Origin of the sequence: Haloarcula taiwanensis, from assembly GCA_002844335.1 — an archaeon.
Classification (GTDB): domain Archaea; phylum Halobacteriota; class Halobacteria; order Halobacteriales; family Haloarculaceae; genus Haloarcula; species Haloarcula taiwanensis.
Map to the genome: position 1 here is coordinate 2562034 of CP019154.1, position 17793 is coordinate 2579826.

Annotated in this window: 20 protein-coding genes and 3 pseudogenes; 13 read left to right on the plus strand and 10 right to left on the minus strand. The window is 64.7% G+C overall.

Going from position 1 to position 17793, the window contains the following annotated elements; all coding sequences use genetic code 11:
* Nucleotides 1-2: 2 nt before the first annotated feature.
* From BVU17_12995 to BVU17_13035, 9 genes are all read left to right on the plus strand, one after another.
* A complete protein-coding gene (locus BVU17_12995) occupies nt 3-1985 on the plus strand; it encodes a chemotaxis protein CheA (GenBank protein ID AUG48398.1) in 1983 nt (660 codons plus the stop codon).
* Nucleotides 1982-2791 carry a chemotaxis protein CheR gene (locus tag BVU17_13000; GenBank protein AUG48399.1) on the plus strand — a complete coding sequence of 270 codons (810 nt, stop codon included), beginning with the start codon at nt 1982-1984 and terminating at the stop codon, nt 2789-2791. The genes BVU17_12995 and BVU17_13000 overlap by 4 nt, the downstream gene beginning before the upstream one ends.
* A 6-nt stretch (nt 2792-2797) precedes the next feature.
* Entirely contained in the window at nt 2798-4030 is a 1233-nt protein-coding gene (locus tag BVU17_13005; protein ID AUG48400.1) for a phycocyanin alpha phycocyanobilin lyase, read from the plus strand.
* Nucleotides 4031-4089: 59 nt separating this feature from the next.
* Nucleotides 4090-4953 (plus strand): chemotaxis protein CheF1, encoded by an 864-nt coding sequence (locus BVU17_13010; GenBank protein AUG48401.1) that lies wholly within the window; start codon nt 4090-4092, stop codon nt 4951-4953.
* 66 nt (nt 4954-5019) lie between these two features.
* Complete coding sequence (locus BVU17_13015; GenBank protein ID AUG48402.1) at nt 5020-5406, plus strand: 30S ribosomal protein S6e; 387 nt, start codon at nt 5020-5022, stop codon at nt 5404-5406.
* A gap of 5 nt (nt 5407-5411) precedes the next feature.
* Nucleotides 5412-5840 carry a hypothetical protein gene (locus BVU17_13020; GenBank protein AUG48403.1) on the plus strand — a complete coding sequence of 143 codons (429 nt, stop codon included), beginning with the start codon at nt 5412-5414 and terminating at the stop codon, nt 5838-5840.
* 100 nt (nt 5841-5940) lie between these two features.
* Nucleotides 5941-6819 carry a hypothetical protein gene (locus tag BVU17_13025; protein AUG48404.1) on the plus strand — a complete coding sequence of 293 codons (879 nt, stop codon included), beginning with the start codon at nt 5941-5943 and terminating at the stop codon, nt 6817-6819.
* An 83-nt stretch (nt 6820-6902) separates the two neighbouring features.
* Nucleotides 6903-7385: a hypothetical protein gene (locus tag BVU17_13030; GenBank protein AUG48405.1), complete on the plus strand. Its 483-nt coding sequence runs from the start codon at nt 6903-6905 to the stop codon at nt 7383-7385.
* Nucleotides 7382-9277, plus strand: coding sequence for a hypothetical protein (locus tag BVU17_13035; GenBank protein AUG48406.1), 1896 nt, complete (start codon nt 7382-7384; stop codon nt 9275-9277). Before BVU17_13030 ends, BVU17_13035 begins: the two co-directional genes overlap by 4 nt.
* Before the next feature lie 24 nt (nt 9278-9301).
* Here the strand turns inward: BVU17_13035 and BVU17_13040 are convergent, their stop codons facing one another.
* Nucleotides 9302-9727 carry a dCTP deaminase gene (locus BVU17_13040; GenBank protein ID AUG48407.1) on the minus strand — a complete coding sequence of 142 codons (426 nt, stop codon included), beginning with the start codon at nt 9725-9727 and terminating at the stop codon, nt 9302-9304.
* A 104-nt stretch (nt 9728-9831) separates the two neighbouring features.
* Here BVU17_13040 and BVU17_13045 point away from each other — a divergent pair, with 104 nt between their 5' ends.
* The gene (locus BVU17_13045) at nt 9832-10263 is read left to right on the plus strand and encodes a hypothetical protein (protein ID AUG48408.1); all 432 of its coding nucleotides are present in this window, start codon (nt 9832-9834) and stop codon (nt 10261-10263) included.
* Nucleotides 10264-10270: 7 nt separating this feature from the next.
* Here the strand turns inward: BVU17_13045 and BVU17_13050 are convergent, their stop codons facing one another.
* From BVU17_13050 to BVU17_13080, 7 genes and pseudogenes are all read right to left on the minus strand, one after another.
* Nucleotides 10271-10708: a hypothetical protein gene (locus tag BVU17_13050; GenBank protein ID AUG48409.1), complete on the minus strand. Its 438-nt coding sequence runs from the start codon at nt 10706-10708 to the stop codon at nt 10271-10273.
* Nucleotides 10709-10994: 286 nt separating this feature from the next.
* Entirely contained in the window at nt 10995-12086 is a 1092-nt protein-coding gene (locus tag BVU17_13055) for a recombinase RecJ (GenBank protein AUG48410.1), read from the minus strand.
* Nucleotides 12087-12170: 84 nt separating this feature from the next.
* The gene (locus BVU17_13060) at nt 12171-13148 is read right to left on the minus strand and encodes a PAS domain-containing sensor histidine kinase (protein ID AUG48913.1); all 978 of its coding nucleotides are present in this window, start codon (nt 13146-13148) and stop codon (nt 12171-12173) included.
* A 48-nt stretch (nt 13149-13196) separates the two neighbouring features.
* Nucleotides 13197-13544 (minus strand): annotated as a pseudogene (locus tag BVU17_13065) (hypothetical protein).
* Between the two features lie 48 nt (nt 13545-13592).
* Nucleotides 13593-14003 (minus strand): annotated as a pseudogene (locus BVU17_13070) (HTR-like protein).
* Between the two features lie 150 nt (nt 14004-14153).
* Nucleotides 14154-14462: pseudogene (locus tag BVU17_13075) on the minus strand (HTR-like protein).
* A gap of 114 nt (nt 14463-14576) precedes the next feature.
* Nucleotides 14577-15041 carry a universal stress protein UspA gene (locus tag BVU17_13080; protein ID AUG48411.1) on the minus strand — a complete coding sequence of 155 codons (465 nt, stop codon included), beginning with the start codon at nt 15039-15041 and terminating at the stop codon, nt 14577-14579.
* A 124-nt stretch (nt 15042-15165) separates the two neighbouring features.
* On the opposite strand from BVU17_13080, the gene BVU17_13085 reads away from it, so the two are divergent.
* The gene (locus BVU17_13085) at nt 15166-15600 is read left to right on the plus strand and encodes a universal stress protein UspA (GenBank protein AUG48412.1); all 435 of its coding nucleotides are present in this window, start codon (nt 15166-15168) and stop codon (nt 15598-15600) included.
* Here the strand turns inward: BVU17_13085 and BVU17_13090 are convergent.
* Both BVU17_13090 and BVU17_13095 read right to left on the minus strand, forming a co-directional pair.
* Nucleotides 15597-16118 carry a GNAT family N-acetyltransferase gene (locus tag BVU17_13090; protein AUG48413.1) on the minus strand — a complete coding sequence of 174 codons (522 nt, stop codon included), beginning with the start codon at nt 16116-16118 and terminating at the stop codon, nt 15597-15599. The genes BVU17_13085 and BVU17_13090 overlap by 4 nt on opposite strands.
* Complete coding sequence (locus tag BVU17_13095) at nt 16115-16486, minus strand: universal stress protein UspA (protein ID AUG48414.1); 372 nt, start codon at nt 16484-16486, stop codon at nt 16115-16117. The genes BVU17_13090 and BVU17_13095 overlap by 4 nt, the downstream gene beginning before the upstream one ends.
* Nucleotides 16487-16609: 123 nt before the next feature.
* On the opposite strand from BVU17_13095, the gene BVU17_13100 reads away from it, so the two are divergent.
* Both BVU17_13100 and BVU17_13105 read left to right on the plus strand, forming a co-directional pair.
* Nucleotides 16610-17341, plus strand: a complete 732-nt coding sequence (locus BVU17_13100; GenBank protein ID AUG48415.1) for a hypothetical protein — start codon at nt 16610-16612, stop codon at nt 17339-17341.
* 11 nt (nt 17342-17352) lie between these two features.
* Nucleotides 17353-17793, plus strand: a complete 441-nt coding sequence (locus tag BVU17_13105; GenBank protein AUG48416.1) for a hypothetical protein — start codon at nt 17353-17355, stop codon at nt 17791-17793.

Here is a 17793-nt window from a genome sequence, read left to right on the forward strand (position 1 = left end):
CAATGGACGACCAGTATCTAGACGCATTCATCCGTGAAAGTGAAGAAGCGATTACCGAACTCAACAACTCACTGCTCGAACTCGAATCCGACCCCTCCAACACGGAGGCGATGGATTCGATCTTCCGGACAGCCCACACGCTGAAAGGCAACTTCGGAGCGATGGGCTTTGACAACGCGGCGAATCTCGCGCACGCGATGGAAGACCTGCTCGACGAGATGCGCCAGGGCGAGATGGAGGTCACACCGGACCTGATGGACCTCGTCTTCGCCGGCGTCGACCAGATAGAGGTCATCGTCGGTGAGATCGAAGAGCACGGCGAATCGGAGACGGAGACCGACGAGATGGTCGACGAGCTCCGCGCCGTCCTCGAAGAGGGGGCCGCCGCCGCGGGCGGCACGGAGGCGGGAGACGACGGCGACTCGTCGGACAGCGACGAGTCGCTCACCACGGATGCGAGCGTCAGCGATGTCGACATCGATGGCGATGCCGTCGACGAGCAGGTCCTGCAGGCCGAAATCAGCGTCGGGGAGTCGGACATGCTCGGCGTCGACTCGATGCTGGCCGTCGAATCCATCGAGGAGCGATTCGACGTTCTCGATTCGAGTCCGAGCCGCGCCGATATCGAGGACGGCGAGTTCGAGGACACGTTCGTTCTGTATCTCGACGGCCCCGATGCGGCAACCGTCGACGCCGAACTCGGGACGACCGGCAAGGTCGACAACTTCGACGTGACCGACGTGACCGACGACCTGGTGAGCGACGGAGACACCGACGACGGCGATAGCGGTTCGGGCGGGGACGCAAGCGCGGACCCCGACCCCGGAGCGGAAGAGGAACACAGCGTCGACGAAATCAAGTCCGTGCGGGTCGACGTCGACCAGCTCGACGACCTCCACGGCCTCGTCGAGCAACTGGTCACGAGCCGGATCAAGCTCCGGCGAGGCGTTGAGCAGAACAACCTCGACTCGACCAGCGAGACACTAAACGAACTGGACAAGATCACGGCGAACCTCCAGAACACGGTGATGGACATGCGGCTCATCCCGTTGAAGAAAGTCGTCGGGAAGTTCCCGCGACTCGTCCGGGACCTCGCACGCGAACTCGACAAAGACATCGAGTTCGAGATCGAGGGGGAGGACATCGAACTCGATCGAACGATCCTCACCGAGATCTCGGACCCGCTGATGCACATCCTCCGAAACGCCGTCGACCACGGCATCGAACCGCCAGAGGAGCGCGAGCAGGCGGGCAAACCGCGGACCGGCCACATCACGCTCCGGGCATCCCGTGAACGCGACCACGTTATCATCGAAGTCGAAGACGACGGGGCCGGGCTCGACGTGGATGGCATCAGAGAGAAAGCCATCGAGAAAGGCGTCCGCTCGCCAGAGGAACTGGACGCGATGGACGACTCCGCGGTGTATGACCTCGTGTTCCACCCCGGCTTCTCAACGGCCGACGAAGTGACCGATACCAGCGGACGCGGCGTCGGCATGGACGTCGTCCACGACACGGTCTCCCAGCTCGACGGATCGGTCAGCGTCGACTCCGAACCGGGCGAGGGGACGACCGTCTCACTGCGCCTGCCGGTGACGATGGCTATCGTCAAGGTGCTGTTCGTCAAAGTCGGCGACGAAGAGTACGGTGTCCCCATCAAGAACGTCGACGAGATTACGGGGACGGAGGAGGCGAAACAGGTCAACGGACAGGAGGTCATCAAGCACAACGACGAGATTTACCCGGTCATCCACCTCGACGACACCTTCGACATCGAGGGCGAGACGGCCAACGGCGACGGGATGCTCGTCCGCATCCGCGAGTCCGAGCGACAGGTCGCACTCCACTGTGACTCGGTCAACAGCCAGGAAGAGGTCGTTGTCAAGCCCCTCGAAGGGATCCTCTCAGGAACGCCCGGGCTCTCTGGGACGGCCGTTCTCGGCGACGGGAACATCGTCCACATCCTCGACGTGGTGACGCTATGAACAAAGGTAGCGAACGGACCTTCAACGATCTCGTGGAGTTCATCGGCGAAGAGATGGACTTCGAGTCGGGCTTTTACAACGACTCGTATCTCGACCGCCGCATCACCGCGCGGATGCGTCGGACCGACACCGAGGACTACCAGTCCTACCAGCAACTGCTGGAACGCGACGACGGCGAGCGCGAGGAGCTACTGGATTCACTGTCGATCAACGTCACCGGCTTCTTCCGGAATCCGGAGGCGTGGGAGCGGCTGCGGCCGGTCCTCCGAGAACTCACGGACGACAACCGTCGCGTCAGGCTCTGGTCGGCCCCGAGTGCCGACGGCCGCGAGCCGTATTCGGCGGCGATGCTGGCACTCGACGACCGCGATATCGACGCCCGCCGGGTCGAGATCACAGCAACGGACATCAACGCCGACATCCTCGAAGAGGCCCGCGACGGGACCTACGCGACCTCCCAGACGACTGACATCGCCGATGAACTGGAGCCGCTGGACGATTACACGAAGTATATCGAACAGGACGGCACCACGTTTCAGGTTCGGGACCGCGTCAAGGAGATGGTCACGTTCGAGCAACACGACCTTATCCGGGGCGACCCAAAGCGCGATTTCGATCTGGTGTTCTGCCGGAACCTCCTCATCTACATCGACTCGGAGTTCAAGGTCCCCATCTTCGAGACGATCCGCGGGTCGCTTCGCGAGGGCGGCTACCTCATGATCGGCATGACCGAGACGCTGCCCGCGGAGTGTCGGGACTCCTTCGAAGCGGTCGATAAGCGACACCGCATCTACCGGCGTGTGTAGCGACCAATGAGTCTCTACGAACTGGAACGTGACGGCAAGGCACAGGAACTCATCCGCCTCCTCAGAGAGAGCGACAACGAGCGAGTCAAGACCCGTGCCGCGGAGCTACTGGGAAACTTCGACGACCACGACGACCGGCGCGACGTTGTCAACGCACTCGTGGACGCGGCCCAGAGCGACAGCGACGCGATCACCGGCGCGGCTATCGACTCGCTTGACGAACTCGGTGGCGACGCAATCACACAGCTCATCGGGAGTATGGCCGGCGTCGACCTCGAAGACGACGCCGCCGACTGGGTGAAGGCGAAAGCGTACATGCAGGTCCTCGACGCCGACGTACCGGAACTCCGGATGGCAGCAGCGAACGGTCTCGGAAACCTGGACCAGGCCGACGCGGTCCCGAAGCTCGCCGAGCGTTTCGAGGACCCCGACCCGCGAGTACGGGCGCGGGCGGCCCGGTCGGCCGGAAAGATCGGCGACTCGCGGGCAACGACACCGCTGGAATCGGTCCTGTCGGACCCGAAGGCCGGCGTCAGGCGCGAAGCTGCCGACGCACTGGGCAACATCGGGAACCGCCAGGCGCTTCAGGCGCTGTTGCCGCTGTACGAGGATGACGACGAGCGGGTCCGGCGTATCGCCGTCGGCGCGTTCGGGAACTTCGGCAACGACCGGCCCGTCGACTACCTCATCGAAGCGCTTTCCGACGAGTCGGCCGCCGTCCGGCGGACGGCCGTCTACTCGCTCATCGAGCTACTGTCGAACGTGCCGACCGAACAGAGCCACGAGATACGGGATACCGTCGTCGAGAAGCTCTCGAACACGGACGACCGGAGCGTCGTCGTGCCGCTGGTCGAGATCCTCGAAGAGAGCACGCAGGCCGCCCAGCGTCGCAACACCGCCTGGATGCTTGGCCGAGTCACCAGTCAGGAGGAACGAGACCGCGTCATCGAATCGCTGGTCGATGCGCTCAGCGACGACGACCAGATGCTCCGGCAGTTCGCCGCCACGAGCCTCGCCGAACTCGGCGGCGACGACAACATGGTGGAGCGGCGGCTCCTCAAAATCGTGCAGGACGACGACGTCGACCCCGAGGTCCGCGGACAGGCCATCTTCACGCTCGGGAAGGTCGGGGGTGAGCGGTCCCGGAAGACGCTGGATAAACTCATCGACGAGACGGAACACGACGTAGTCCGGAAGAAGGCCTTCTCGGCTATCTCGAAGCTCGGTGGCCGCGGATGAATCAGCCGAGTGGGTTAAGACGCGGCGGGGCGTACACGAGAGCGATAGCTGGCTAACCGATGAGTGACGGAGAACACGCACTGGTCGATACGAAGGGGAAGTTCGTCCAGGTCGTCTCGGACGGGCGCAAACGCAACGACATCGAGTGGCTACCCGGTCGAATTTTGCTCTCGAACAAGCGGCTCGTCCTTGCAACCAACGACGGCAAGCGGACCATCCCGCTATCGAAGGTCAGCAGCGTCACGGCCAGCCAGATGAACCAGCCACTCGCACAGGTCGACAGCTACATCAAGGTGCAGGCTGGCCGGAACGTGACACTCATTTCGGCAAAGAAGGCCGAGGAGTTCCAGGAGAAACTGTACAGTACGCTGCTCGACCAGACCGTTGTCCTCGTCAACCACCCCGCAGTCAAGGGTGGCGTTGTTCAGGACGGCGGCTGGGAGAAGGGGCGGCTCAAGCTCGACGGCGACTGCATCAATCTGGCCATCGCCAGCGGTACGTTCGTCGAACTGGACATCGACGACGTTGGGACCGTCGAAGCCAAGGAGAAGACGATTCGGGGCGACGAGCGACCGTTGCTGGAGGTCGAACACACCATCGAGGGCACCAGCGTCGAGACCCACATCTCGGGGACGCCGCGTCACGTCTCGCTCATCGAGGGGCTCGTCCGGCAGGGCGAGCAGCGCAATATCGCCGACGACGTGGACCTCTCCGACAAAGAGACGCAGGTGCTGATGGCGCTGTACTCCGGCATCTCACCGTTCAAGATCCCGGACTTCGTCGACATGGAGATCGAGGAAGTCGAAGCCGTGTACGACAGGCTGATCGAGGCCGATATCCTCGAACCGGTCCGGACACGCCGGGAGGTACAGCTGGAGGCCCGTGGCCGCTCGATTGCGAGCGATGCGATGGCTGACCAGTAAACGAGACCGTGTGGCCGGGACGGACGGTTCGACGCGTTTTTGAAGCGCGGTTGATTGAGAACAGGTATGGCAGAATTCACGGTCGCCGTCTCCGACCCGGAGGACGGCCACACCTACCAGATCGACGTTGACGGACAGGACGCAAATCGCTTCATCGGCCGCGAGCTCGGCGACGAGGTCGACGGCGGGGCCGTCGGGCTCGACGGGTACACGCTCGAACTGACCGGCGGCTCGGACACCTCCGGCCGACCGATGCGACCTGACGTTCGCGGCGTCATGACGAAAGAGATCATGTCCGATGGCGGCGTCGGCTTCGAGCCGACCACCGACGGCGAGCGCAAGCGGATCACCGTCCGCGGCCGCGAGGTCAGCGATGACACGCGCCAGATCAACGCGAAGATCACGGCCCGCGGCAGCGACGACGTGGCCGACCTTCTCGGCGACGACGAGTAAGTCACGTGCCGGACCGCGTTCCCAGTGACCACGAAACCGTCGAGACGCATCGCGTTCCCGTCGAGTCGGTCGGCCGAACCGACCGACCGCGGGTTGTACTCCCGGACGAACTCGATTTCGACGACGGCGACACCGTCCGTCTTGCACTGGACGGCGACCGGTACCACGCTGTCGTCGAGACGAACCTCGACGGCGAGCCGGTCATCTCACACGTCGCCGACAACCGCCGCCTGGCTCGCGAACGGGACGGGACGAACCGCCTCGCGGAGTGGGTTGCTAACAGCGGTATCTCGCTCGGCGGCTCGGCGCACCTCGACGTGGTCACCGACGGAACCGAGTACGGCCTCCGGACGCCCGGCAAGCGCGTCGTCTATACAGCGACCGGCGGACCGGACGCCTCGCTGTCAGATATCGCTCGAAATCTCGATAATTGACGTCAGTGGTCCCTGTTTTCCCGAGTGAACCCGATTTTTGCTGCTGATACTCGCGCGAAACGCTCAATATCAGTGCTGATGTACATCAGGTAACGGACGAATGTCGGAATCAGTGATCGCGGATTTCGTCGGCAAATTCAATTCCGAAGTGGCCGGTCGGGGCGACCCAATCAAGGGTCGGATCGTCCTCTCCCAGAAGCGGCTGGTGCTGGCCGCGAGCGAAGACGACAAGCTGACGATCCCACTGGATTCGATTTTCGATATCGCCATCGGGCAGGTCCCGCCCGACCTGGGCGATTTCTTCGACTCGACGGTGACCATTGCCTTCGAGCGAAAAGGGAAGCGACTCGTCGCAGCCATCGAAGCTGGCGACGAAAAAATCGAGAAGTTTGGGACGGTGCTGTTCAAGGCGATCATCAACGGCACCGAAACGACGGTCAAAGAGCGCGCCCGCGTCGGTGGTCGCGTCACCGACGAGGCGTTCAAGACGGCGAAGCTGTTTCTCACGCCCGGTAACGTCGAGTTCCGGCGCAGCGACGGGTCGTTCGCTGTCGACCTCAAGACGGTGTCGGACTTCGACCGGAACACGCGGGAAATTAACGGCAAGAGCCGGCCGGTACTGACAGTCCGGCATATGAAAGACGGCACGGCCATGACGACGCTGGCTGCGATGGCGTCGAACCGAAAGATGTCCATCCTCGGGCGCTATCTCCGCCGCGAGTACGCCGAGCTCATGGAGGAGCTCAAAGACGTCGAGCTCACGAAGGACAAGAAGGAGGTGCTGGTCGCCATGTACTCGACCGGCGAGATGGACGGGATGCCGTTGGCGAGTATTCTCGGCAAAGATTCCTCACAGGTGTCGATGATTCTTCAGGACCTCTCCGCCGATGGACTCGTACAGGACGGCTCTGACGGCCCGACGCTTACGCCAACTGGCAAGATCGTCGCCAGCCGCCACCTCGAAGACGTGAACGCCTGACTGCTTGTCTCCGAGCCGCGTTATCCAAAGCGATAATCACTACCGTAGAGTCAAATACGACGGTAGTCAATGTCGGGTACGCTATGACTGAGTGGGTGGTGCCGGCCACGTTCGCGCTCTTCGTGTCTATTCTCGCCGTCGCGTCGGGACCACTCGTTGGCGCGGTGGACGTCACACAGGAGGGACCGCCGGTGGGTGACGGAAGCACCGCCGTGACCGTCGGTTCTGTGCCGACCGAACAGGTTACCCTCGAACGGGGACGGTTCGGGTCCGGCCGGTACCATCTGGACGCACCGCCAGCAGTGCTGACCGTAGATCGTGTCGCTGGGAACCCAGCCGTCAGGTACACCATCGACATTCCGTCGCTGTGGATCACCGCGACGAGCCGGTACGAGCTGGCCGGGACCGAAGGGACGCGGATGGGACTCCGGCCGAAGCCCATCGGCATCAGTCCACAACGGATCAACCGGGGTAGCTACGACGCGGTTCTGACAATATGGATCCGGGAAGGCGACAGGGAGCGCCAGATCACAGTGAAGCAAATAACAATCGAGGTCCAGCAATGAGCGTCCGCGAGCGGTTCACGCCTGACACCGGCGTCGATACCGACACCTTCGGGGTCGCAGTGCTCCGTGTGGCATTCGGGAACTACATCGGGGCAACACTCTGTCTCGCTGCGCTCGCGTGGTTCGGACTCTACTGGCGGCTCGGGTTCTTCTCGAACGACCAGTTCACGTTCGCGAATACGCTCGTCGGCGTCGCCGACGGCCACCTGTTCATCGATCGGGCAGTGTACGGCCCCGCGTCCGGGGCCTCACCGGGAACGTACCTCGTCGACGGCCGCGTGTACGGCCGGAACTACGGCATTGTGGTCGTCTCCGCCGCCTGGCTGCTTGCACTCGAAGCCGTCTCGTTGGTGGCGGATGTCCAGGTCGTAGTGGTTGGTCTCTGGTCGTTCGTCGTCATTGGAGCGGCGGCCGGTGCCGGCGTCTGGCTTGACCGACGACGGCTATGTATCCTAATCGGGACCGCCGTCGGAGCCGTCGCCTTCGTCGGTAACCTACTCGTTGCGACGCCGCTGTCGCCGTACTGGTACCCGCTACTGGCGCTGCAGTGTACGACGGCGCTGGCAGCGGCGTTCACTACCGTCGTCCTCTATCGGCTGGTCAGTCGTCTGTACACCGACCGGCTGGGCGTGGTTGCCGGGCTGACGGCCGCGTTCGCGACGCCGATAGGGTTCTGGGCGAGCCTGCCGAAGCGCCACAGCGTCACCGCGCTGTTTGTGGTCTGTGTGCTCTACACTCTCTACCGAAGCCGGGAGGCTGCGTCCGCGACCGTCGCCAGACGCTTCAGGGCGCTCACCTACGCTTGGGTTGGCCCCGTGACGTGGGTTCACGCACCCGAGGGGTTCTTCTTGCTGGTGGCCATCGCGGCCGTCGACCTGCCGACCGCCCGGTCCAACGACCCCCGGGAGCTGCTGGTGGTCGGACTCACCTTGTCTGTCTCGCTGGTCCCGTTTTTCCTGACGAACCTGGCCATCTCCGGCGAGCCGCTGCAACCACCCCGGCTACTGCCAGAATACAGCGGTGACGTGCTCAGCGGCGACGGCGGAGCGGGCGTGACGGCCGGGAGCGACGCCAACAGCGGGCAGTCCGGTTCCGGCAGCAGCGTGCTGTCGCGAATTCTCGGCCAGTTCGGCGCGTCCTACGCCGTCCTACTTGCCCCCGAACGGATGGGTCGAATATTCATTCGACACGGGTACACCGACAGTCTGTTGCCGCCACAGGACGCCGCGGTAAATCTCAGTGTCCTCGAATCGATGCCGCTGCTCGGTGCCGTCGTGGTCTATCCCCTGCTCGCCGCCCGTCGACTCGCTCGCGGGGCCAGTCTCCGGCGGCCACGTCTCGCCGGACAGACGGCCCCTGTTACTGTCGTCGATGCGTTCACCGTGGTTTACGTCCTGTTGTTACTCGGGCTGGCGCTCACGACACTCCCGCTACACCATATGTTCACGATGCGGTATCTCCACCCGCTCTACGCAGTCGGCGTCTACTGGATGATACGGATACCGGTAGTTCGGCGCGCCCTCGAAACCGCCGGGCGGTCGGCCGTGGTCGGCTTCGGTACTGCGGTCCTGGCCGGCGTCCCGCTCTATCTCAGCGCGATTGCGGTCGGTGATCTAGTCCTCGGCGAGGCCGTCCAGCTGTACGCGCTCACCGCGCTGACGGTCGCTGCCGTCGTCGGGTTCTGGGTACTCCTCGACACAGCCGTCGGCGGGTTCGAGTCAACCGGAGCTGCCGTTCTCGGTGCCGCGGCTGGGCTGACAGCGGTCTATCTCCTCATCTCCGGTGTCACGCTGTTCCCCGATACTGGTGACTTTCTCCTCCCGCTCTCGCGGGCCGTGAGCGAACGGCTTCACTTTATGCGGCTGTACGGAAGCACGCCGTCGTACTGGTAGAAGCAGCAGTCGGGACCGGATGGGTCACTGCTCGTCTGCCGCCACAATCGTGCTGACTCGGGCGTTTTCCTTGAGCTTCAGCCCTGCGCCGCCGACCGACAGCGGCACGCGCGAAAGCGTGTCAACGTGCAGCGTCGGATGGGTCGCCCCGCGTTCGAGCAGTTCCGTCCGCGGCTGGAGCGTCACCGTCGCCTCGCCGGTCAGCGATTCGTTGTACTCAACGAGGTACTGGCCACCCCGTAGCGTCCACCACTCGTAGTCGTCAGCCGGGTCTCGTTTCTCGCTCGAATGGGGTGTGACGCCAGCCGAGTCGAGTTCGCCGCCGCCGAAGTCGATGCGCCCCGGCTCGACGACTTCGTACACCTCGGCGACGGTGAGGTCCAACCCCGGGCTGTCGGTCTGGGTCGGTTCGTGGACGATGTCCGTGACGTACTCCGCGAAGTCGGTCATGTGTGACTGTATGCCGTGAGTGTGCCTAAAAGTGAGGCTACGACGGGGCGGTGGCCTGCGGGAGGAACGCGGCACTTTTGCCCGGCGAGTGACTCCCTGTCTGCATGACCAAACACACGGAGTTTCTGGCCGGCGAGCGGTCCGAAGACGTGCTGTTCTTTCTCCACGAGGACGCCGTCTCGAACCCGGGCGCGCTGGCCGAGTACGCCGACGAAGTCGATGACGGACACGTCCTCGTGTTGCCGGGCGACGACGGCCGGAGCGCGTTCCAGTCGGCGACCGGTATCGACCCGATGGGGCTGGCCCAAGAGGCGATGGGAACCGAGGGCGACATCGGCGACGACCTGACCGGCGCGGTCTGTCCGGTCGCCGAGGAGGAACCGGAGAGCGACCACACGACCCGGTTTATCTTTGCCTTCGCCGAGGAACAGAACGAGGACGTGGGCGGCCTCTACGCCGAGGGCGACGTGATTCACGCCTACGCGGTGTGTGCCTGCGGGGAACGGTACAGCGACAAGTGGGTCGTCGGGGAGTAGCCGGCAGTTACAGCAGGAACGGTTCGGCCAGCCGGACGAGCAGTGCCTTGGGCAGGCCGGTCACGGGGCCGCCGTCGTGTGAGTACGGCACCCCGACCTCGTCGCGGGTGACGCCGTGGCGGAGGTGCTGGATACCGTCGAGGAGGAACCAGCCGCCGAGCAGCGCCCCGGGGACGACGACCCACGTTGGGCCGGCGGCCGCGGCCGTGTACGCCACGAAACCGAAGACGAGCAGTCCGAACACCACGTGGTCGGCGTAGTCGCCGACAACGACCTGCGCGGAGTCGGCGGCGAGCCAGACACAGAAGGCCATCGCGGCCACGGCCGTTGCGTACCGTATCGAGCCATCGAGGACCAGCAGCGTCGCGCCGACGGCGACGGCGCTTCCGAGTCGCCGTCGCAGGGCCGTCTCGCGTACGATTCGCGTGTGGAGGGACTCGGGCATCACCCGGCAGTGACGGCGGAGAGATAAATCAACGTTGCGTCGGGCAAGACTCACCGGCACTTCGCTCGCGGGTCCGCCTGTCGGGTTCTACCGACTCAGCGCTCGGTGTCGACGCCTTCCGCTTCTTCCTCCGGTAGCCGTCGGAACGCGTCTACGATGGCCTGCTTCGCCACCGCGCCCTGTGTCGTCCGAGTCCACCTTTTTCCCGCTCGGGTGGCCTCCGGCCACCACTCGCGGCAAAAACGTGGGCGAAAAAGGCCGCGCTCTCTCGATGTTCGAGCGCGGTTCAGCGGTCGGTGTCTACGCCTTCTTCCCCTTCCTCGGGAAGCCGTCGGAACGCGTCTACGATGGCCTGCTTCGCCACCGCGCCCTGTGTCGTCCAGTGGTGAGCGTAGTCCATCATGTCGTCGTAGATGTCGGGCTTACAGCCCGCGGCCTTCGGGTGGCCGCCGCCGTTGACCTGCTGGGCGACCTCGTGGGCGCGCTCGAAGTTCTCCGTGCCGCGGATGGAGGCGGAGCCGGCGGGCTTGACGATGACGGCGGCGTCGGCCCCCTGCTCGCGCAGGGCCTCGGCGACCTCGTTCTGTGAACAGCGGCCGTAGGTGACGCCGACCGTCCACTCGCCGACCTCGCGGAGTTCCGCCCGCTCGACGGCCTTCTCGATGAGCGCCTCCTTCTCGACGCGCTTCTCGTCGAGGAAGTCGTGGTACTCCGGAGAGAGGTCGGGGCCGTGGTCGCGGACTGCCTCGATGTACTCCTCGGGTTCGCTCCAGTACGAGAGGTCCGCGAGGTCGTCGCTTCGGGGGTCGTCCCGTATCCAGAGGTCGTGGTCGCGGGTGACGGCGGCGAGGTCGGCCCACTGGTCGTCGAAGTCGTAGTCGAGCTCCGACAGCGCCACGTCGGCAGTACACACCTCGTCGGAGTCGCCGACGGTGCGTTCGACACCAGCCGCATCCACGTCGTCTGCGAGGTCATCGGGCCACTGGTGGTGGTCGAACCAGACGACCCGCTGGGCGGTGTCGACCAGCGAGCCGAGCGGGGCGATGTCGGACTCGCGGTCGGGACAGAGGTCACAGACGAAGACGGTCGCGCCGGGGTCGGCGTACTCGGCGGTCCATTCGAGCGCCTCCGTGAGTTCGTGCGGGCCGGCGGGCAGCAGTGCGCCCTCACCGTGTGCCTCACGAATCAGTGCAGTACAGGCCAGCCCGTCGGCGTCCGGGTCGGCGATAACGATGACGCCAGCGTCGTCCAGCGTCTCGGCGGCTTCGGCCTCGGCCTGCTCTTCCTCGTAGGAATCCGGAATAAAGAACCCCTCACCGGGGAGTACGGATTTGCGGCCGATAGAGAGGCGGTCGTCGTCGATGAGCCAATCGTCCATGCCCCAGCAAGCGGACGTGGCGTCAAGAAGCCGTCGGGTTCGACCGTGACAGGACGCTGCCACGGCGGTGTGTCGGCGCGTCGGTCACGCCGTCTCGACACCGTGGAATTCGAACCGTGCGCCGCCGGACTCGCTGTCGGTCACGGTGACCGTCCACCCGTGGGCGTCGGCGATCTGCTCGACGATTCGAAGCCCGAACCCGGTTCCGTTCACGGCAGTCGAGTGGCCTGCCTCGAAAACCTCGTCGCGCTCCTCTGGCGGTATTCCGGGGCCGGTGTCCTCGACGTAGAACCCGCCCGCAAGCGCACCGACGGTCACCGTCAGGTCGTTTGCGTGCCCGGCTACGTCGTCCGACGACATCGCCGACTGGGGGCGTGCGTGTTCGACGGCGTTCCGAACGAGGTTTTCGAGGAGCTGTTCGAGCCGGCCCCGGTCGGCCACGACCGTCTGTTCGGTCCGGACCGAAAGCGTCGCGTCGCCGGTCGGGACGTTCCGCCAGCACCCCTCGGCGAGTGCCCCGAGGTCGAGCGCCTCCGTCTCGGTGACCTCGTCGCCGCTGCTGGCGAGCGTCAGCAGGTCGTCGATGAGCCGGTGGCTCCGCTCGATTGCCGCGGCGACGTCGTCGAGGTGGTCGCTGTCAGACTCGGTCCGGGCCAGTTCGAGCCGCCCCTGGGCGACGTTCAGCGGGTTCCGGAGGTCGTGGCTGACAACGCCAGCGAACTCCCGGAGGCGTTCGTTCTGGCGTTCGAGCGCCTGCTGGCGCTCTCGCCGCTCGGTAATATCTTCCGAGACCGCCAGCCCGGAGATGACCTCGCCGTCGTCGTCCCGGACGGGCAGCGTCTGCACCTGATACTGCCTGTCCTGGTACTGCTGTTCGAACCGGTGGGAGCGGCCGTCCAGCGCCTCGCGGTAGTAGTGTTCGAGTTCGTCGGCAATCGCCTCGAGGAACAGGTCGTGTGCCGTCGCTCCCTCGAAGTCGGCAGATGTGAGGCCGACAGACGAAAGTTCACCGCCGCCGGCAACGGTGTACCGGCAGTCGCGGTCAAAGAGGAACACACCCATCTCGGGGAGGTTCTCGATAAGCGTCTCGTACTGCGCTTTGAGTCGCTGGAGGCGGCGCTCGCGTTTCGTCCGCTCGGTTACGTCCCGCACGAGTCCCTGTACGAACCGAACGGATCCGTCGTGCGTGACCGGGCTGGCGCTGACCTCAACATCAATCAAGTCTCCGTCGGCGTCGATAAGACGCAGTTCGAATTCGCGGACGGTTTCGCCGGCCGCGACCCGAGAGAACCCGTCGAACGCCGTTTCCATGCTCTCGTCCGGAACGTATGTCTGGAATGGAGTGTCGACGAGGTCCTCGGGGGCGTAGCCGAGCAGCGATTCGATGACCGGGGAGACGTAGGTGAATACGCCGTCGGTGTCCAGACGGAATATCGTGTCGGGGCTGACCTCCGCTATCTCGCGGAACCGGCGCTCGCTCTCGTGTCGGCGCTGCTCGGACCGCTGGCGCTGGATAGCGGTCCCCAGCAGGTTGGCGACGTTCTGGACGAACGTCACGTCGTCGTCGGTGAACGTGATCTGGTCGGTCGAGTGAGTGCCGAAGACGCCCCACGGGTCGTCGGTCTCGCCAATGACGACGCTGATACCGCTCACGACGCCGTGGTCCAGTAACAGCGGCGGGCCGCGGAAGCGATCTTCTGTGCGCAGGTCCTCGACGACGACCGGGCCGCCGACCTGAAGCGTATGCCCGGCCTGGGACTCCTCGTCGGCCCCGACGGCCGCGTTCCCGACCAGTCCGTCCTGCCAACCGACGCCGGCCTGCAACAGGAAGTCGTCGCTGTCGGAGCGGTATTCGAGCACTTTGGAGTACTCCGTGCCGAGGGCGTCCGACACGAGTGCCACTGTCTCCTCGAACAGCGTCTGTAGCCCACAGCCGGAGAGGGCAGACTCTCCCAACGCCGCCAGGACCGACTGCTGTTCGATACGTGACTCCAGCCCCGCCTCCGCGCGGTGTTGCGCGACGAGGTTCTGGATTCGGTTCGCGAGCAAGGTGTACCGCTCGGTGCCGCGTCCCTTCTGGAGGTAATCGCTGACACCCTTGGAGACAGCCTCGCTGGCGACCTCCTCGCTTCCCTTCCCGGTGAATAGAACGAACGGCAGGTCCGGATACTCCGCCCGGACGGCCTCCAGAAACTCGATACCGTTCGTCTCAGGCATATCGTAGTCCGAAACCACACAGTCGAAGGCAGCCTCGGCGAGACGCGCGAGCCCCTCGCTCACGTTCGCCGCCGTCTCGACACTGAAGCCGTCGCCCACGCGTTCCAGAAACGTGGCGGCTACCTCAGCGAACTCCGGGTCGTCGTCGACGTGGAGTACGCGGACTTGCCGATGCATCTCAGCATTTATACGCGGCAGATAACAATAACCTTACTGTCAAATATTCTGTCGATCGGACGGTGTGGCCTATGCCGTGGCGCTTCGAGCAGCGCGTCAGACCTCGGTTCGCTCGGGATTCGGCTCGCCTTCGAGCTGACGGACCGTCAGCACCGGCATCGGGGCCTCCCGCACGAGTTCTTCGGCGACGCTCCCCAGCAGGTACCCATGTTCACCGTGGCGGCCGCGGGTCCCGCTGACGATGACATCGGCGTCGTGTTCCACCGCGTACTTGGAGATTTCGTCGGCCGGGTCGCCCTCACGGACGGCAGTGACGAGCTCCTCGTCTGCCTCGGCGTCAGCGGCCTCCAGAATAAACGAGAGGGCGCGGCCGCCAGTGGTCGCCAGCGCGCGCTCCAGCGCCTCGCGAACCTCTTCGGGAGTCGTCTCAACCTCGCCGGTGTCGACGACGTACAGCCCGTGGACAGTTGCGTCGAAGCGCGCCGCCAGGTCCAGCGCCGCTTCGACGGCCCGCTCTGCGCTGCCGGAGCCGTCCGTGGCGATGACCACCGTATCGAACATACACCACGCATCGAAGCCGCGACTAAATACACTGTTGGTCACGGCGAGGGACGCTCCGGATGCCACTGCGGGGGTGGCGCGAACCCCGGTGGATTTTTGCCGGCCGGGGTCACAGTGGCGAGTGATGGACATCGACCTCGTACTCGCGCCGGTCGACGGCAGCGACCAGTCGGAACGAGCGGCCGAGTACGCGATCGCCGTCGCGGAGCGGTATGACGCCGATCTCCACCTGCTGTTCGTCATCGACGAACGGCTCCACCGGGATATCGACAGCGGCAACGTGAGCGCGACCGCGATCGCCGAGGAGCATCGAGCGTTCACTGAGAGCATCCGAGAGCGGTTCCGCGACGCCCACGACGGTGCGTTCGAAACGTCGTCCGCGACCGCGTTCTCGGAGACGCGACTGATGCAAACACCGGGCAGTGTCGTCCTCGACGTGGCAGAGGACGTCAACGCGGATTTCATCGTCGTCCCGCGCGAGGAGGGAAGCGAAGAGGCCGTCGGGCGCGCGGCGACCTACGTCATCGAGTACGCCAGCCAGCCGGTCCTTACAGTTTAAAGCCGGATCGCCATCTCTATCTCGAAGCTCTCGGCGCTACTGATCTCGAACCCGACCTTCTCGTACAGCGATATCGCCGGGTCGTTCCACCGCTCGACGGTGAGCCAGACGTGGTCGATACCTTCGGCCTGGCCGTACCCCAGCAGCGTCTCGACCAGTGCCGTTCCGATACCAGCGCCCTGGTAGCTCTGTAACACGAAGATAGCGAGTTCGTGCTCGTCCTCGTTGTCCGGGACCAGCGTCGCGTGGCCGGCAACAGTGTCATCGTGTTTGGCGACGACGTTGACACAGTCGCCGTCGAGAATCGTTTCGAGCCACTCGCGGATAGCTTCCTCTTTGACCGGCGGGATACCCTGCGCCCGGTCGGCGGGGTCGAAGTCGAGATACATCTCGACGAGACTCTGCGTGTCGGCGTCGTCGGCAGGGATGACGTCGATGGAACGGTCCTCACGGTCGGTGAGCGTCCGCGGCGGCTGTGGGAACGCTTCGGCGGATTCGTCTGGGTACGTGCGAGTCATCGGATGAGAGTCACCGGCGTCTGTGCGTTCAGGAGGACGAACTCGACGATGGGGCCGAGCTGTATCTTCCCGAGCGGCGAGCGACCGCCGCCACCGAGGACGATTCTATCGAACCCCTCGCTCTCGGCGATGTTCACCAGCTCACTTCCAGGAGAAGTGCCTTCGACGCGTCGAAGCGCCGGTTCGAGCCCGCTTTCGTCGATGTGCTCCTGTATCCGCTGCTGGACCGCCTCGATATCGGCGTCGTTGTCTTCGTTTTCGAAGACAGCGACAGTCAGCTCGTCACCTGTTTCGGCGACGCGTTCGAGTGTTTCGGTCAGTGCCTGGTAGGACAGGTCGCTGCCCCCGACACCGAGCAGTATTTTCATACTCGGGCCATGTATGGGAGCGGTAAAAAAGCCACCCGGCTGAACTGTTGGAAGAAGACAACGACAGCGGGACGGCGGCGATACGGCGATACCCTTTTTCGCCGCGGGCACGCATGCTCGGCTATGACTGAGGGCGCACCGCCGGACGAGACGGATGTCGAGGCGGCAGACGATGGCTCGGCCGGCCACCAGCCGGGCGAGGCGGCGGCCGCGGACGACGGGGCCGACGATGGCGACACCACGGGAAGCAGCCCCACCGAGTCGGCCACTGAAGAGTCAGACCCGTCCGATCAAGGCAGCGAGACGCCGGTGTCGGAAGCCGGTGACATCCCGTCGGACGTACAGAAGTACGACCGATTCAAGAAAATTGAGGGCGGGACCTACGACCGCGCAAACGACTTTCTCCGGGACCGGACGTACATCACCGCCCGTGAGTGGGCTATCGCCCGTCTCTGTGCCGATTTCCGGACCGAAACGGGCGTCGAGATGACGAAGATCGGAGAGAACCTCCCCGAACTCGTCCCGTTCATGACGGACACGTACACCCCACAGGCTGTCAATCAGGCCCGCGCGGCCTTCGAGGACAAGGTCCGGAAGGCCGGGGCGACGTTCCTCTACGGTGCGATGTGTGACTTCTTCACCGCTGAGGACCTCGACGACGTGATGTACGAGGCGACCGAGGTCGCGAAGTTCCTCCTCGAAGTTGAGGGCGTCGACCTCGCCGTCGAGGACGAGATGGAGGCTGAAGACCGGATTTCCTCGGTGATGCGGGAAGTCCGCGAGCAGTCGGCGGCGCTGCGACACGACGAGGTGTGTTGTCCGGAGTGTGGCAATGAGTTCCAGGTCGACGAGTAGGCAGGGCTGAGATGGACGACATCGACCCCGATGCACAGCCGTCGATGTCGGCCCACGAAGCGACACAGAAAGTGCTACGGACGGACCTGGCCATCGGCATCGGCGGCGCGGTGCTCGGCTATGCGGAGGCAGGGACAGCGCTGGTCGATGTACTGGCGGTGGTTGTCGGGTTCGGACTCCTGACGGGAATCGCGATGGCGGTCGTCGAACACGACGCGGTCCCGGGTGTCTACCCGGAGGTCGCTGCACTGGCGTCGTTCATCGTGCTTGCCGGGGCTGTCGCCGGCCTCGTAACGCTTTCCGGGTCGCCGATAACGCTCGTACTCTCGGCCGTCCTCTCGGGCTTCGGTGTCGGTGTCATCGGCAACCGACTGCTCTATGGCATCGTCTTCGACGTGCCGGCGTACCGGCTGACCCGAGTCCGAGAGAGGTCGCCGTCGCGCAGCCGGTGA